Here is a 17456-nt window from a genome sequence, read left to right on the forward strand (position 1 = left end):
TTTGAATTTGGTATATATTGCTAAATCCTATGGTTTGCATGAAGTTGCTGATTATTGGGAACAAGTGATTATCATGAATGATCATCAAAAAAGACGCTTTGCCAACAAGATTGTTTCGACACTTTACAATACCGTTTCGGGCAAAAAAATTGCATTTTTAGGTTGGGCATTTAAAAAAGACACTAACGATACAAGAGAATCAGCTGCCATTTATGTAGCTGATGATTTGATCAATGAGCAGGCTTCCTTGTCTGTTTTTGATCCCAAAGTTTCGGAAGGGCAAATTCTTTCGGATTTAAATTATCTGAATTCAAGAGAAGCTTCTGAAAATAGAAACCAAATAAAAGTATTGGAAAATCCCTACGAGGCTTGTGAAGGCGCACATGCCATTGCGGTTTTAACAGAGTGGGATGAATTCAGGACGTATGATTGGCATAAAATCTATGATGCTATGCAAAAACCCGCTTTTGTCTTTGACGGAAGAAATGTGCTTGATGGAAAAAAATTAAGAGCAATTGGATTTGTCTATCAAGGCATCGGCGCCTAAGTTGTTCCGTGCTTTACCTAGCCTTTAAATAGCCTTTCGATTGCCGTAAAAAACAAGAAAAAAATGAAAGTAGGAATAACATTTAGCGCGTTTGATTTGCTTCATGCAGGCCATATTAAAATGCTTGAAGAAGCCAAAAGATATTGTGATTACTTGATTGTTGGCCTTCAAACTGATCCAACAATCGATAGGCCTGAAAAAAACAGGCCTACTCAAACAGTTGTAGAAAGATATATACAGTTGAAAGGTTGTCGTTTTGTTGATGAAATCGTGCCTTATGCGACAGAACAAGATTTAGAGGATATTTTGCGATCGTTTCATATTGATATTAGAATCATTGGTGACGAATACGCTCAAAAATCGTTCACCGGTCGTCAATACTGTGAGGAAAAAGGAATTGAATTCCATTTTAATAGACGGGATCATCGATTTTCGAGTTCTAGCCTTCGAAAGGAAGTCGCTGATAAAGAACTTAGAAAAATTATTTAATTAGATAATAAAAAAATAATGAAAAAAATATTAATTACTGGCGGAGCTGGATTTATTGGTTCGCATGTAGTACGACGGTTTGTGAAAAATTATCCGCACTATGAAATCTATAATTTAGATGCCTTGACGTATGCTGGTAATCTTGAAAACATCTCCGATATTGAAAAAGAGCCCAATTATACCTTTATCAAAGGAGATATTGTTGATGCTGCTTTTATTGATGCTTTGTTTGCAGCGCACCAATTTGACGGTGTTTTACACTTAGCTGCTGAATCTCACGTGGACCGTTCTATCACTGATCCGTTGTCGTTTGTGAAAACGAATGTCATCGGCACCATGAATCTTTTGAATGCTTTTAAAGAAACTTGGAAAGGTCATTTTGAAGGAAAACGTTTCTATCATATCAGTACCGATGAGGTTTATGGCAGCCTTGGGGCAACCGGATTGTTTACTGAAACTACTTCTTATGATCCCAATTCGCCTTATTCTGCATCCAAAGCAAGCTCTGATCATTTTGTTCGCGCTTATGGTGAAACTTACGGAATGCCTTATGTTTTGACCAATTGTTCGAATAATTATGGACCCAATCATTTTCCAGAGAAATTGATTCCGCTTTTTATCAATAATATTATTACCAATAAAGCTTTACCCGTTTATGGCGACGGAAATTACACGCGCGATTGGCTTTTTGTAGAAGACCACGCCGTTGCCATTGATTTGGTTTTTCACAAGGGAAACAATCACGAAACGTATAATATTGGCGGTTTCAACGAGTGGAAAAATATTGATTTGGTCAAATTGCTTTGCCAAATTATGGATTCAAAATTAGGAAGAGACGCAGGAACTTCTGAAAAATTAATAACTTACGTGAAAGACCGTCCGGGTCACGATTTGCGTTATGCCATCGATGCTTCCAAAATAAATAAAGAATTGGGCTGGAAACCATCCGTTACTTTTGAGCAAGGTTTAGAAAGAACAATCGATTGGTATCTGTCTAACGAAGCATGGCTTAAAAATGTCACTTCAGGGCAATATGCTAATTATTACGACACACAATACAACTAAAAATAACACAAAATAAGTATAATAATCCTCCCCCAAAAAAACAAGAAAAACAGCAGTATGGGTTCCATAAAAATAGCAGTAATTGGTTTGGGGTATGTTGGGTTGCCATTGGCACGGCTTTTTGCAACAAAATATCCGGTCATTGGATTTGACGTCAATTCTGATCGAATTGAAAACTTAAAAAAAGGTGTAGATTCTACTCTAGAATTAGATGAAACTATGTTAAAATCAGTGTTGTCAGAAAGTCCAAAGATGAACAAAGGCTTATTTTGTAGTGATGAACTAAAACATATTGCAGCTTGCAATTATTATATCGTTACCGTTCCAACGCCGGTTGACAAACAAAACACACCTGATCTGACACCGCTGTACAAAGCGAGTAAAACGGTGGGGAAAGTTCTAAAAAAAGGAGATATTGTCATTTATGAATCGACCGTTTATCCTGGAGCTACTGAGGAAGAATGTGTTCCAATGCTAGAAAAACATTCGGGATTGGTTTTTAATCAAGATTTTTTTGCGGGCTATTCACCTGAGCGCATTAATCCCGGTGATAAAGAACATACGGTTGAAAAAATATTAAAAGTTACTGCGGGTTCTACACCCGAAATTGGTCAAAAAGTAAATGATTTGTATCAATCGGTGATTACCGCAGGAACGCATCTGGCACCCAGCATCAAAGTGGCAGAAGCCGCAAAAGTGATTGAAAATTCACAAAGAGATATCAATATTGCTTTTGTCAATGAACTTTCCAAAATTTTTAATTTGTTGGAAATTGATACGCAGGCCGTTTTAGAAGCCGCTGGTACCAAATGGAATTTTTTACCGTTTAAGCCGGGTTTGGTTGGTGGTCACTGCATTGGGGTTGATCCTTATTATTTGGCACAAAAAGCGCAGCAGATGGGGTATCATCCTGAAATTATTTTGGCAGGACGGAAATTAAACGACAGCATGGGCGAATATGTCGCTTCTCAAGTTGTGAAATTGATGATCAAAAATGATATTTTGGTCAATGGCTCTTCCTTGTTGATGATGGGGATTACGTTTAAGGAAAACTGTCCTGATGTGCGGAATACTAAGATTGTTGATGTTGTTGCCGCGCTAAAAGAATATGGCATTGCCATTACCATTTATGATCCTTGGGCGAATCCAGCCGAAGTTATGCACGAATACGATTTGGTAACCACTAAAGAACTACCTTTGCAAAAATTTGACGCTGTGGTTTTGGGTGTTGCCCATGCTCCCTTTTTAGAATTGGATTTTGATTCCCTTCGAAATGCTAAAAGCATTCTTTATGATGTGAAGGGCGTTTTGAAAGAAAATGTTGATGGAAAGCTTTGATTCAGGTTAGGAGGTTGTAGTTAGCAGATTTCAGTTTGCAGATTTCAGTTTGCAGTTAGCAGACATTTCGATATTCTAATTTTGGATATATACTTTAAGAAATAAAAAAAAACAGACCACATACGCATGAAAGTAGAGCAGACGCCGATTGAAGATTTAGTAGTGATAACGCCAACAGTTTTTGAAGATGACCGCGGTTATTTTTTTGAATCGTATAGCGAAGCTTCTTTTGTAAAAAACGGAATCCATTTGAAGTTTATCCAAGACAATCAATCTTTTTCTAAAAGGGGTGTTATCAGAGGATTACACCTTCAGGCGGCACCTTATGCGCAAAACAAATTGGTTCGTGTCTTGCAAGGTGAAATTCTTGACGTGGCTGTTGACATTCGAAAAGATTCAAAAACATACGGACAACATTACAGCATCGTACTTTCTTCTGAAAATAAAAAACAATTGCTTGTTCCTAAAGGTTTTGCCCATGGGTTTTCTGTTTTGAGCGACACTGCTATGGTTTCTTATAAAGTGGATGAAGTGTATCATAAAGAAAGCGAAAGAGGCATCCGATATGACGATCCTACTTTGGCAATTGATTGGAAAGTAGCTCTTTCTGATGTGATCGTTTCTGAAAAAGACGTTATCTTGGGAACTATAAACGACCTTGATTAATCCTATGAAAAAGATACTTGTAACCGGATCTAATGGGCAATTGGGCAGTGAACTACAATCGCTATCTTCGGGTTTTCCTGAATTTAAATTCATTTTCACGAATCGTTCGGTACTATCAATGGATGCTCCTGAAACGATTTCTACTTATCTAGATACGATTCAGCCTGATTTTATTGTGAATTGTGCAGCCTATACCGCTGTTGACAAAGCCGAAAGTGAACCTGAATTGGCCGATTTGGTCAATCATAAAGCTGTTGAAGCTATTGCCAAATGGGGCTTCCTGCACCATGCCAAATTAATTCATATTTCTACGGATTATGTTTTTGACGGAACTTCGGCAACTCCCTTAAAAGAGAATGACGCGACCAATCCGCAGAATGAATATGGAAGAACAAAATTAAGAGGGGAAAAAGCGTGTTTGCTATCAAATCCTGAAAGTATCATTATCAGAACTTCTTGGGTTTATTCTGAATTTGGGAACAATTTCGTGAAAACGATGTTGCGATTGATGAAAGAAAGAGACAGTTTGAATGTGGTAGAAGATCAGATCGGAAGCCCTACGTATGCCAAAGATTTAGCTCGGGCTATTCTTGATATTATATCTAAAAATGACTGGACTGGCGGTATCTATAATTTTTCTAACGAAGGCGAAATAAGTTGGTTCGAATTTGCCGTTGCTATCCAAGAAATTGCAAAATTAAGTTGTAAAGTGAATGGTATTACTTCCTCACAATTTCCAACGCCCGCGAAAAGACCGGCGTATTCCTTGTTGGATAAATCTAAAATAAAAGAAACTTTTGGGGTCAATGTCCCAGAATATAGACAAAGTTTGGAAATGTGTATTAAAGCACTCAATTAAATTTCTGAAAAATAATATATATATATATATATATGAAAGGAATTATATTAGCAGGTGGATCAGGAACAAGATTACATCCATTAACATTAGCTGTAAGTAAGCAATTAATGCCGGTTTATGATAAACCCATGATTTATTATCCATTGTCAACACTAATGTTGGCAGGTATTAATGAAATATTGATTATTTCAACTCCTCATGATTTACCACATTTCAAAAAATTGTTGGGTGACGGTTCTCAAATCGGTTGCCGATTTGAATATGCCGAACAGCCTGAACCGAATGGTTTGGCACAGGCATTTGTGATCGGAGAAAAATTTATCGGTAACGACAAAGTAGCATTGGTATTGGGTGACAATATCTTTTATGGCAGCGGTATGAGTAAATTGCTACAGGATTGCACCAAAGAAGAAGGTGGAGTAGTATTTGCTTATCCGGTTCACGACCCGGAACGTTATGGAGTGGTAGAATTTGATGCGGAAAATAACGTATTGTCAATTGAAGAAAAACCGACACAGCCTAAATCACATTATGCAGTTCCGGGATTATATTTTTATGATAATTCAGTAGTTGAAATTGCTAAAAACATTGCACCATCAGTACGTGGCGAATACGAAATTACCGATGTGAACAAAGAATATTTAAAGAAGGGAAAATTACGTGTAGGCGTTTTTGATCGTGGAACAGCTTGGTTAGACACCGGTACTTTTGCCTCATTGATGCAGGCTGGACAATTTGTTCAGGTAATAGAAGAACGCCAGGGAATGAAAATAGGTGCTATTGAAGAAGTTGCCTACCGTATGGGGTACATTAATAAAAAACAGTTGCAAGAAGTTGCTGAGCCTTTGAAGAAAAGTGGTTATGGTCAGTATTTAATGAATGTTTGTAAATAAAATTATTTAAAGATATGGAACATGATATTAGACCTTGGGGTGAATATTGGGTTTTAGATGATGCTGATACACATAAAGTAAAAAGAATTTTGGTTAAACCAAGTGGCAGATTATCATTACAATACCATTTTAAACGTTCTGAAGTGTGGACAGTTATTTCAGGTGTTGCAACGATAACAATTAATAATGAAATAAAAGATTATCTACCCGGCGAAGTAGCAATAATTCCGCAAGGCGCACATCACAGAGTAGAAAATAAATCAGACGATCCAGTAATTCTTATAGAAGTACAGCACGGAACATATTTTGGAGAAGATGATATTGTTAGAATTGAAGATGATTACAACCGTATATGAAAGTAATAAATGTAATATTAACGGGTGGTGTAGGTAGCCGTTTATGGCCATTATCTCGTAAAAATAAACCAAAACAGTATCTGGATTTGTTTGAAGGAAAATCATTATTTCAGCAAACAGTACTTAGAAATAAGGACTGTTGTGATGAATTGATGGTAGTTGGCAATGTTGATAATTTCGAATTATCGCAAAAAGCTTTAGCTGATTTGGATATAACTTCTTACCAAGAGATTATTGAAGCAACTCCTCGTAATACAGCAGCTGCTATTGCATTTGCCGCTTTTAATTCGGATGCGGATGATATTTTGCTGGTAACACCATCAGATCATTTAATAGAAGATTTGGATATTTACCACCAATCGGTAAGTCAGGCAGTTCAAATGGCTAAACAAGGTAGTGTGGTTACTTTTGGTTTAAAACCAACTAAACCTGAAACAGGGTACGGTTACATGCAGATTAAAAACAACAAAGTCTTAAGTTTTAGAGAAAAGCCAAACGAAGAAACAGCAAAAGATTTTTTAAAGCAAGGTAGCTTTTATTGGAATTCGGGAATGTTTTGTTTTAAAGCAGGTGTTTTTTTAGAAGAATTAAAAAAATATCATCTTAAAATTTACGACACTGTTAAAGTAGCGTTTGAAAAGAAGAACGGGGCAGAATTACCTTTACAGGAAAGTATGCAAATACCTTCGATTTCTGTAGATTACGCTGTTATGGAAAAAACGGATAAAATAAAAGCAGTAAAAGCTTCTTTTATTTGGTCGGATATGGGATCTTTTGAATCTGTTTATGAGTATCTTATTTCTAAAAATTATCCGATAGATAAAAATGGAAATATGGTTATTGGTAGCGATATCCATTCAGAGTTTTTAGGTCTAAGAAAATGTATTCTAGTGGTAACTGAGGATGCTATTTTAGTATTGAAGAAAGAAAAAGCACAGGATGTGAAGAAAATTTACGAAAACTTACAACAAAAGAAGAGTGAACTCGTTTAAACTTATTAAAAACTTTGCTTCATTAAGTATTGTTCAAGGAGTTAATTATATTTTTCCGTTATTAACGGTACCTTACATATCAAGAATTATTGGTCCTGAAGGTTACGGATATATCAATTATTCAACAGCATTTGTAAGTTATTTTATTTTACTTGTAACCTATGGTTTTGATTTAACCGGAACTAGAAAATTAGCAAGAATTGAAAGTATAGATCAAAAGGCTATAAATAGAATTGTTTCTAATGTATTAACTGCTAGATTAGTGTTGTTTTTAGTTTCAGTAATTTTATTTATAAGTTTTTTACTTTTTTTTGAACCTATTAAAAAGTACACTGAAGTTACTATTATTTTATTTGCCAGTTGTTTTGCTGCTGTTTTTTCCCCTCAATTTATTTTTCAAGGATTTCAAGATTTAACTGTCTTTGCAAAAAGTAATTTTATTAGAGGTATATTAAATACTATATTAGTTTTTTTGTTAATTAAAAAGCCAGATGATTACATTATTTTAGCTGTGTTGAACTCTTTTTTTATATTAATAATTAACATTCTTTTATTTTGTTTTGCATTATATAGGTTTAAAATTAAATTAAGATTTTTTTCTTTGGCAGAAAGTATCAAATTAATTATAGAAGAAAAGATGATTTTTTTTTCTACAGTAGTAATAAGTTTATACACAACAACAAATGTTGTTGTTTTGGGTTTCTTTGTAAATACAGTTGATGTCGGTTACTACACTACTAGTCATAATTTTTTAAATATTGTTAATTCTGTCATAGCGGTTCCTTTATCCACAGCACTGTTTCCGTTTATAGGTAAAGCTTTTACAGGTTCTAAAGAAAAAGGACTTTTAGCTGTACAGAAAGTACTACCAATAGTTGCATATTTAACATTCTTTTCATCTTTATTATTGTATTTTTTTGCACCTATGATTATTAAATTATTCTACGGTAATCAGTTTGATAATGCTATTTTACCTTTAAAAATAATTTCTTTTTTACCATTTATCATTGGCATGTCAAATGTTTTTGGGATCCAAATAATGTTAAATTTAGGTATGGATAAATTGTTTTTTAAAGTTACTTTTATAGTTAGTGTTATTGGGTTGGTTTTCAATTTTTATATGAGTAAAAATTTTGGATATTTAGGAACAGCATGGAATATAATCATAATAGAAAGTTTAGTGACTTTTTTAATGTACATATATTTAAGAAAAGAAGGTTTGAAAATTATAGATTTTAAATATTTTAAACCAAAAGAGATTATGAGTCATTTTATAAATATAAATAAAAAAATATGAAAAAATATTTGATAATTGGTTCTGGATTTTCAGGAGCTGTTATTGCAGAACAATTAAGCAAAGATCCAAATAATAAAATTGTAGTTATTGATGAAAGAGATCATATAGGAGGAAACTGCTATACAGAACGTGACAAAGATAGCAATGTGATGATACATAAATATGGTCCTCATATTTTTAATACAGATAATAAAGAAGTTTGGGATTATATTCAACAATTTTGTGAAATGGTGCCATTTGTGAATAGAGTAAAATCTATTTATAACGGTCAAGTGTTTTCACTACCAATTAATTTACATACAATTAACCAATTTTTTGGAAAAACATTTAATCCAGAAGAAGCAAAAGTTTTTATTGATTCTATTGCTGATAAAAGTATTAATGAGCCTCGAAACTTTGAGGAACAAGCGATGAAATTTATAGGTAAAGATTTATATAATGCTTTTTTTTATGGATATACCAAAAAGCAATGGGGTTGTGAACCTACAGAATTGCCAGCAAGTATTTTAAAACGACTTCCAGTGAGGTTTAATTATAATGATAATTACTATGCTAATCCGTTTCAAGGTATACCAAAGGATGGGTATACTGCTATTTTTGAGAATTTATTAGCTGCTAAAAATATTGAAGTTCGTCTAAATACTAAATTTGATTCGTCTTGGGACTTAACCGAATATGAGCATGTTTTCTATTCTGGCCCTATAGATGCGTTTTTTGATTATAAGTATGGACGTTTAAGCTATAGAACGGTAACTTTCGAAAAACATTCAGCTGAAGGTGATTATCAAGGAAATCCTGTTATTAATTATGCAGATCCTGAAGTTCCTTATACAAGGGTTCATGAACATAAGCATTTTACACCATGGGAAGAACATGAGAAAACAGTCTATTTTAAAGAATTCAGTAAAGAAACAGAGGAGCAGGATGTACCGTATTATCCAAAAAGATTGAAAGAAGATATGGAAATCTTTGAAAAGTATGAAAATGAAGCAAATACCTTAAGCAATATTTCTTTTGTTGGACGTTTGGCAACGTATCGTTATATGGATATGCATCATGTTATTGCTGAAGCTTTGAATGTTGTAAAAAAAAATAAATAATATGAAGATCTTACAGATATCTACAGGTTATGATATTTCTTTTAATGGAGGAATTACAAACTATGTAAGAAATATTTCAAATGAACTAATAGAAGGTGGGCACGATGTTACAGTTTTATATTCTCAAGATAATGGTCAAAAAAAGGACTATAAATTTGAGATTATTAATATAGAAACAATTTTACGACCATTCCATCTTAGTAGTGTTATTACAAATAATGATTGTCAAAAGATTGATGAGATAGTTCGTAATTTAAATCCAGATATCATTCATGTCCACATGATGATAGATTTACCTATTGATGTTTTAGCTATTTTTAAAAAATACAGTAAAGTTGTAGTATCTCTTCATGATTATTCATATGTATGTAATCGAATAATTTTATTAGACCGAAATGGTAAAAATTGTTTGAATAGCGATGAAAATAGAAGATGTAATACTTGTATTTCTCTTGAAGAATCAATAGACAATAGGATCTTTGGAGGTAGTCTAAGAAGATTTGCAAAAGGAATTAATGTCGACAAGTTAGCAAATTCATCTAATCACTATGAAAAATTCAAAGTAGGGCAAAAATTGTTTTCTGAAATGGATTCAATTATAGCTGTTTCAAATCGAGTAAAAGATATTTACATTTCAAATGGTTTTGTAAATAATCAATTTTATGTTAACCATATTGGGAATTATACTGCCGAAAAGGAGTTTAGAGATTCTTTTGGTATAAGAAAAAATATTAATTATGGTGAAAGAATAAAATTTGGATTTATAGGTAATTTAAATTATCATAAAGGTTCTGAAGTATTTTTAAAATTAGCAAAAGATAGTAAACATGAGTTTCATATTTACGGAGGTATAGACCCAGCCGTAAATGAAGAAATTCGGACAATGAAAAATGTTTTTTACCATGGTAAATATACCCATGATCAATTAAAAGATATTTTAAAGAATGTTGATTTTGGTTTGGTTTTACCTATTTGGGAAGATAATGCACCCCAAGTTATTTTTGAATTTTTAAACTCGGGTATTCCAATAATCGGGACAAGAATGGGTGGTTTGCCTGATTTTATTAATGAAAGTAATGGTGTATTATTCGAAAATATGGAAGAAGAAATTATAAAAATTAAAAGTTTTATAGAGTCAAATGCAGTTTTTAATTTTTATAATAGTGTTATAAATTCTATTAAAGGAACAAAAACAGCAGGAGAACATATGAAAGATCTTTTGGAAATTTATGAAAAGATATGATAAAGTGGTTAAAGGTTCTTAACAGTATTAGAGTAGATCTTTTAATCTATTGCAAAAGAAAAATACAAGCAGTAGAATGGAGAATGAGTAATTCACATAACTATACACAATTATCATTAAATGTTAAGAACTCTAAACTTATATCGGTAGGTAATGATTCTTATGGAACAATTAATGTTGAGTCTTTTGAAAATAGAAGAGAAAATTTAATTATTGGTAGCTTTGTTAGTATAGCCCCTGAAGTAACTTTTGTTCTAGGTGGAAATCATCAAACATCAGCTTTTTCAACTTATCCTCTAAAAGCATATTTTTTAGAAAAATTTTCTGAAGAAGATGCTCAAACAAAAGGACCAATTGTAGTAGAAGATGAAGTTTGGATAGGGCAGGGGTGTATGATAATGTCTGGGGTAACACTTGGAAAAGGATGTATAGTTGCAGCTGGTAGTATTGTAACTAAAGATGTTTCTCCATTTGCAATTGTTGGTGGAAATCCTGCTAAGTTTATTAAATGGAGAATTGATGAGAATTTAATTGAAAAAAGAAAAGAATTATCTTTATCACAATTTGAAATTTTAACTATAAAAGATAATATTGATTTTTTTTATGAGGAAACTTCATACGATTCTTTAAGGAAATTAAAAAAAATAGCAGATGATAATAAATGATGTTTCAATTATTATAGTTAATTATAATACTAAACAAATGACAAATGAGTGCATTGAAAGTATTATTGCCTATACAAATGGGTTAAACTATGAAATCATTTTAGTAGATAATGGATCTTCGGACGGTTCAAAAGAATTTTTTGAAAAAAAAGAAGGTATTGTTTATATATATTCTAATGAAAATTTAGGATTTGGTAGAGCGAATAATTTAGGAGCAGAAAAAGCGACGGGAAATTACCTATTTCTTCTTAATTCAGATACTTTGCTTTTTGATAATTCTATTAAAATAATGTGTGATTTTTATTCTTCGAAGGAAACAGAATTAAAAATGGGTGCATTAGGTTGTGTATTGGTTGATCGAGATAAGCAATTTAATGGTTGTGGTGGCTCATTTCCAACTTGTAAAGATTGGATTAAAAAGTATAAGAGCTCATTACCTTTTGTTAAATGGTTTAGTAAATATGATGAAAAAGAGACTTATCCATTAGACAATAACTATTTTGAAATCGATTATGTAATTGGTGCAGATTTATTGATAAAGAAGTCAGTATTTGAGTCGCTACAGGGTTTTGATCCTGATTATTTTATGTATTATGAAGAATCTGATCTTCAGAAAAGAATGTCTTCTTTAGGTTTAAAAGCTTATATAATAACTATAACTAAAATTATTCATCTCGAAGATGCCTCTGGAAAATCTATTGTTAATTATTCAAATAGAAAACGAATCATCACTCATTTAAGTAGAAATCTTTATCTCAAGAAAAATGATGCAAAGGATTTTGCTAAGTACAAATTTTTTGATAAATTATTTTTATTGTTAAATAGATTTAATCCAAAATACTCATTACAAGAGAATAGTGATTATATAACTCAAATAAAGAAAACATATTCATGAAAATAGCACTTTTAGGTAGTAAGGATTATGATAGTTTAGAATATCATTTAAGCGATGCACTTAGTTTTTTAGGGTATAAATTATTTCATATAGATGTTAAGGATGTGATAAATATTCCTTATAAATATAACTACTGGGCACAAAAGTTTTTTCGCAGATACGATGAGTATATTTTTAATAAAATAGCAGATCGAATCATCGACGAGCAACCAGATTTATTAATTTGCACCTATCGTTTTATAAATCCATTTTCTATTATAAAAATTAAGAAACAAATTAAGAATATTAAAATTATTCATATTAATCCAGATCAACTAACTACATTTGAAAATCAACAAATATTTGCAACACCATACGATGCTTATTTTACTAAAGATCCATTTATCGTTGATTTTATGAAAAATAAAATGGGGTTGAATGCATTTTACTTACCAGAAGCTTGTAATGTACGTATTCATAAACCATTTGAATATGATCGTGCAGACTTAGAAAATAAAATTAATACAGATGTTGTAGCTTTTGGTACAATGTATCCTTATCGTGCTAATATGATTGGTAAATTAATAGAAAAGGATATTAATGTAAAATTATATGGTACACCGGATAATCGTTTTCCCAAAAAAGAAATTACAGATCATTTTCAGAATGAGTTTATAACAGGATCCCGAAAGGCGGAGATATTATCTGGATCTAAAATAGTTTTTAATAATTTTCATTATGCCGAAATTAAATCTGTAAATGCAAAGTTTTTTGAGATAGCCGGAATTGGTGGTTTTCAAATTTGTGATTATAAAGAAACACTACAAGAATATAGTGCTTTAGATGTAAAAGATTTTACTTATAAGACAATTGGAGAGGCTATTGAATTAATAAAACATTACCTACCATTAGCCAATTTACGACATGAAATGGCCAAAAAGCAACAAAAACATTTTCACAAATATCATTCTTACGAAGAAAGAATAAATTATATATTAGAATGTATTTGATCTTAGCTTTATCATTTTTTTTAGTTGTTTTTTTTGAAGTTTATGGTATATTAACAGCCAAAAAAAGGGCATCTATTTATGTTTTAATCTGTGTAATTTTGATTTTTCACGATGGTTTGCGTTGGGAGATGGCTACAGATTTTAAACCATATTTAGACCATTTCTTAAGCATTAATTATCGGTTTTCTGATTATGATTTTGAAATAGCGTACACTACATTAGTTTACTTGATAAATAGTTTTTTTGGTAGTTATACTTTGTTATTATTGTTATTAGCTACAATTGTTTACACTCTTTATTACTCAGCATTTAAAATAATGACTCCATTTCTAGGTGTAGCTTTTTTAATTTACTATACCACCATGATTGGTATGTTAGGAAGTAATAGACAATTAGTTGCTTTAGCATTATGTTTTTATGCCATACAGTTTATTGTTAATAAAAAAATTTTTTATTTTGCCTTCACTATTGGTGCAGCTTTTTTATTTCACAAAACTGCAATTATAATGCTTCCGTTTTATTTTTTAAATAGCTCTTTTAAGAATAAATATGTTATAATATGTTTTGTTATATGTATAATTTTAAGTTATTCGGAAGCAGTTATGAATATTTTCGAAATAGTAACTTTAAAGATATTTCCTAGTTTGTTCGAAGATAAAAGTAATGCGTATCTATCAAATAATGATGAATTTTCTAATTCTTTTATAGGAACTATTTTCGGGATATTGCGAAAACTAATACCAGTTATTATTTTATTTTATTTAAGAAAAAATAAATTTCAGAATGATTATTTTAATATTATTTCTAATTTAATGTTAGTTAGTTTATTTAGCTATATATTATTTAATAATAATTTACAGTTTTTAGTAGGAAGGTTAACTATATATTTTTCTATTTATGAATGTATTGTATATTCTTGGTTCATGTTTTATATCGCTAAAAATAAGCCTAAATTAATTACTGTGTTTTTCTTGGTATTGTTTTTAATGAGTTTTGTTTTCTTCAATAGATCGATAGCAATATATCCAGAACTGTTTATACCTTATCGCTCTGTTTTAACATTTTAGAATATGATAAATATAATTTTTTTTGAAAGAATTTTTAATACTAACACGATCAGTATTGAAAAACTTTTTAATACAATTTACGATGAACTAAGAAATAAAGGTTTGTTTATAGAAGTTATTAAAAACCCTTATCCCTTGAAATATTTTTGGAAATCGATATTTTTTTTTAAGAAAAGAGAAGGAGGGGATATTACTCATATTACAGGTGATATTCATTGGATAAGTATTTTTTTGAATCCTAAAAAAACTATTTTAACAATTCATGATTTAGTGGGTTTAGAAAGCCTATCTGGCCTTAAACGAATATTTTATTATTTATTTTGGATTTATTTACCACTGAAAAGATTAAAATATATAACTGTTATTTCCGAGAAAATTAAAGAGGATATATTAAGATTATTACCATCTGTCAGTAAAAAAATTAATGTAATTCCTAATTGTGTAACAATACCAATCAATGTTGTGAATAGAAATTATAGAGTAAATAAAATTTTATTTGTAGGTACCAGATCAAATAAAAATATTGAAATTAGTTTAAAAGCGCTTGAGAAGTTTAATTTTGAGATAACAATTGTGGGTAAATTAAGTTTAGAGCAATCTAAAATAATAAACGATTTAGAATTAAAAGTAACTAATAAAGAAAATATATCAGAAGAAGAATTAATATATTTATATGACACCCATGATGTGCTTTGCTTTACAAGTGTGTACGAAGGATTTGGCTTGCCTATTTTAGAAGCACAGGCTAGGGGATGTGCAGTAATTACTTCTAATTTATCACCAATGAAGGATGTTCTAGGGTATGGAGGCGTTTTGATTAATCCGTATGATCAAAAAGATATCGAATTTGCATTAGAGAAATATCAAACAGATATTTCATTTTATAATAAGTGTATATTAGAAGGATATAAAAATGTTAGTAACTACACAGTTGACAATATCGCAGAGCAATATATAAATTTATATGAAAAAATTTTAAAAAATGGTTTTAATTGATGCACTATATATTAATAACGGTGGTGGAAAAATTCTTCTTGATTATCTTGTCAAAGAGATTGAAGGAAAGAATATTAATGCATATTATTTATTTGATTTACGCTGTATTAATGACTTTCAATTCATTCCTACTCATCGTAAAATTTATTTACGAGCTAGTTTAATTAAAAGACATCAATTTTATAAAAAAAATCTTAATCTATTTACAAAAGTCTTTTGTTTTGGTAATTTACCACCAACCATCAAATTAAATATACCTGTTTTTACATATTTTCATAATCGTTTATTTTTAAAAATCCCACAAAATTTAAAATTTAAAACACAAGTATTCTTAAAATTAAAATTTTTTATTTTTAAATTACTAATTAAAAATACAGATTATATAATTTTGCAATCAAATGTTATTAAGGAAGAATTTTTAAAATTAATCAACATAGATTCTTCAAAAGTATTAGTATTACCTTTTTATGAACCAATAAAATACTCTAATTCAATTAAAGTTAAACATAGTTTTATTTATGTTAGCAGTGGTATTGAATATAAAAATCATAAGCGATTATTAGATGCTTTTACTATGGTATATGATTTTACAAAAAAAGGAAGTTTAATATTAACTATTGATGATTCTTACATTGATTTATATAATGAAATTAAATTATTAATAGATAGGGGTTATCCAATAATTAATTTAGGTTTTGCTAAAAAAGAATTGTTAGCTAGAGAATATTCAAAAGCGGAATTTGCCATCTATCCATCATTAACCGAAAGTTTGGGTCTAGGTGTAGTTGAAGCAATTGAGGGAGGATGTGATGTAATTGGTGCGGATTTACCTTATTTGCATGCAATTTGCCAACCATCTTTAGTATTTGATCCGTTAAGTGTTGATTCTATAAAAAATTCCATAATTTTTGCTATAAATCATATACTCCCCAATACTGAACAAAAATTATTTAATGAAGTGAATAAAATTATAAGTTTACTAAAATAAAATTAATGAAGAAAATAAAAAATAAAACCCTTTTAATTACTGGAGGCACTGGTTCTTTCGGAACCGCTGTATTAAACCGTTTTTTAAATAGTGAGCATTTCAAGGAAATTCGCATTTTTTCTCGTGACGAGAAAAAACAGGATGATATGCGAAATTTATACAAAAAGGATAAAATCAAATATTTTATTGGGGATGTACGGGATTATAATAGCATAGATTATGCAATGAAAGGTGTAGATTATGTTTTTCATGCAGCGGCGTTAAAACAAGTACCATCATGCGAGTTTTTTCCAATGCAAGCAGTAAAAACGAATGTTGAAGGAACACAGAATGTTATCCGCTCTGCAGCAGCTAATAAAGTACAAAAAGTAATCTGTTTATCTACCGATAAAGCGGCCTATCCAATCAATGCAATGGGAATTTCTAAAGCAATGATGGAAAAGGTAGCAGTTGCAGAATCTAGAAACCTTATGGATACCGTTGTTTGTTTAACACGATATGGAAATGTAATGGCTTCTCGTGGCTCTGTTATCCCTTTATTCTTAAATCAAATTGAAAATGGTGAAGATATTACGATTACTGACCCCAATATGACACGTTTTTTGATGTCTTTAGATGAGGCTGTAGAATTAGTTTTATTTGCCTTTGAAAATGGAAATCCTGGAGATTTATTTGTGAATAAAGCTCCAGCAGCAACTATTGGAGATTTGGCAAAAGCTGTCTTAGAAATAAAAAGGGCCAACAACGATATAAGAATTATAGGGACGCGTCATGGTGAAAAATTATATGAAACCCTTTGTACTCGGGAAGAGATGATGAAAGCGGAAGATATGGGAGAATTCTACAGGATTCCAGCTGATAATCGTGATTTGAATTATGCAAAGTATTTCTCACAAGGAAAGCAAGTTGCTGATAAAATTGAAGATTATAATTCTCACAATACCAAAAGAGAGGATGTTGAAGGTGTTAAAACTTTATTGAAGAAGTTAAGCTTATTTCAGGATTAATCAC

19 protein-coding genes are annotated in these 17456 nt (G+C 30.9%); all 19 read left to right on the forward strand.

The features are described 5' to 3' along the window. Positions 1 to 547: UDP binding domain-containing protein (locus tag EG849_RS14385; RefSeq protein ID WP_317125215.1), on the forward strand; the 547-nt coding region annotated here is incomplete at its 5' end. Between the two features lie 63 nt (positions 548 to 610). Further along, positions 611 to 1036, forward strand: a complete 426-nt coding sequence (locus tag EG849_RS14390; protein WP_125013963.1) for an adenylyltransferase/cytidyltransferase family protein — start codon at positions 611 to 613, stop codon at positions 1034 to 1036. Positions 1037 to 1054: 18 nt separating this feature from the next. Further along, positions 1055 to 2101, forward strand: a complete 1047-nt coding sequence (gene rfbB, locus EG849_RS14395; RefSeq protein WP_125013965.1) for a dTDP-glucose 4,6-dehydratase — start codon at positions 1055 to 1057, stop codon at positions 2099 to 2101. A gap of 57 nt (positions 2102 to 2158) precedes the next feature. Continuing rightward, complete coding sequence (locus tag EG849_RS14400; RefSeq protein ID WP_199732338.1) at positions 2159 to 3439, forward strand: nucleotide sugar dehydrogenase; 1281 nt, start codon at positions 2159 to 2161, stop codon at positions 3437 to 3439. Between the two features lie 126 nt (positions 3440 to 3565). Beyond that, a complete protein-coding gene (gene rfbC / locus EG849_RS14405; RefSeq protein ID WP_125013967.1) occupies positions 3566 to 4105 on the forward strand; it encodes a dTDP-4-dehydrorhamnose 3,5-epimerase in 540 nt (179 codons plus the stop codon). A 4-nt stretch (positions 4106 to 4109) separates the two neighbouring features. Next, on the forward strand, positions 4110 to 4964 hold the full coding sequence (gene rfbD / locus EG849_RS14410; RefSeq protein WP_125013969.1) for a dTDP-4-dehydrorhamnose reductase: 855 nt from the start codon (positions 4110 to 4112) through the stop codon (positions 4962 to 4964). A 32-nt stretch (positions 4965 to 4996) separates the two neighbouring features. Beyond that, positions 4997 to 5857, forward strand: coding sequence for a glucose-1-phosphate thymidylyltransferase RfbA (rfbA, locus tag EG849_RS14415; RefSeq protein ID WP_125013971.1), 861 nt, complete (start codon positions 4997 to 4999; stop codon positions 5855 to 5857). A gap of 14 nt (positions 5858 to 5871) precedes the next feature. Continuing rightward, entirely contained in the window at positions 5872 to 6213 is a 342-nt protein-coding gene (locus EG849_RS14420; RefSeq protein WP_125013973.1) for a phosphomannose isomerase type II C-terminal cupin domain, read from the forward strand. Beyond that, complete coding sequence (locus tag EG849_RS14425) at positions 6210 to 7205, forward strand: mannose-1-phosphate guanylyltransferase (RefSeq protein ID WP_125013975.1); 996 nt, start codon at positions 6210 to 6212, stop codon at positions 7203 to 7205. The genes EG849_RS14420 and EG849_RS14425 overlap by 4 nt, the downstream gene beginning before the upstream one ends. Further along, positions 7192 to 8502, forward strand: coding sequence for a flippase (locus tag EG849_RS14430; protein ID WP_125013977.1), 1311 nt, complete (start codon positions 7192 to 7194; stop codon positions 8500 to 8502). Before EG849_RS14425 ends, EG849_RS14430 begins: the two co-directional genes overlap by 14 nt. Next, positions 8499 to 9602 carry a UDP-galactopyranose mutase gene (gene glf, locus EG849_RS14435; protein ID WP_125013979.1) on the forward strand — a complete coding sequence of 368 codons (1104 nt, stop codon included), beginning with the start codon at positions 8499 to 8501 and terminating at the stop codon, positions 9600 to 9602. The genes EG849_RS14430 and glf overlap by 4 nt, the downstream gene beginning before the upstream one ends. 1 nt (position 9603) lies before the next feature. After that, positions 9604 to 10845, forward strand: a complete 1242-nt coding sequence (locus EG849_RS14440) for a glycosyltransferase (RefSeq protein WP_125013981.1) — start codon at positions 9604 to 9606, stop codon at positions 10843 to 10845. Further along, on the forward strand, positions 10842 to 11510 hold the full coding sequence (locus EG849_RS14445; protein WP_199732340.1) for a CatB-related O-acetyltransferase: 669 nt from the start codon (positions 10842 to 10844) through the stop codon (positions 11508 to 11510). Before EG849_RS14440 ends, EG849_RS14445 begins: the two co-directional genes overlap by 4 nt. Then, a complete protein-coding gene (locus EG849_RS14450) occupies positions 11497 to 12405 on the forward strand; it encodes a glycosyltransferase family 2 protein (RefSeq protein ID WP_125013983.1) in 909 nt (302 codons plus the stop codon). Before EG849_RS14445 ends, EG849_RS14450 begins: the two co-directional genes overlap by 14 nt. Further along, complete coding sequence (locus EG849_RS14455) at positions 12402 to 13394, forward strand: CgeB family protein (protein WP_125013985.1); 993 nt, start codon at positions 12402 to 12404, stop codon at positions 13392 to 13394. Before EG849_RS14450 ends, EG849_RS14455 begins: the two co-directional genes overlap by 4 nt. Further along, positions 13385 to 14461, forward strand: coding sequence for an EpsG family protein (locus EG849_RS14460; protein WP_125013987.1), 1077 nt, complete (start codon positions 13385 to 13387; stop codon positions 14459 to 14461). The genes EG849_RS14455 and EG849_RS14460 overlap by 10 nt, the downstream gene beginning before the upstream one ends. A 3-nt stretch (positions 14462 to 14464) precedes the next feature. Next, entirely contained in the window at positions 14465 to 15457 is a 993-nt protein-coding gene (locus tag EG849_RS14465) for a glycosyltransferase (protein ID WP_125013988.1), read from the forward strand. Beyond that, positions 15444 to 16445, forward strand: coding sequence for a glycosyltransferase (locus tag EG849_RS14470; RefSeq protein ID WP_125013990.1), 1002 nt, complete (start codon positions 15444 to 15446; stop codon positions 16443 to 16445). Before EG849_RS14465 ends, EG849_RS14470 begins: the two co-directional genes overlap by 14 nt. A gap of 5 nt (positions 16446 to 16450) precedes the next feature. Further along, entirely contained in the window at positions 16451 to 17452 is a 1002-nt protein-coding gene (locus EG849_RS14475) for a polysaccharide biosynthesis protein (protein WP_125013991.1), read from the forward strand. Positions 17453 to 17456 lie beyond the last annotated feature (4 nt).

This window comes from Flavobacterium macacae, from assembly GCF_003865365.1.
Taxonomy (GTDB): Bacteria; Bacteroidota; Bacteroidia; order Flavobacteriales; family Flavobacteriaceae; genus Flavobacterium; species Flavobacterium macacae.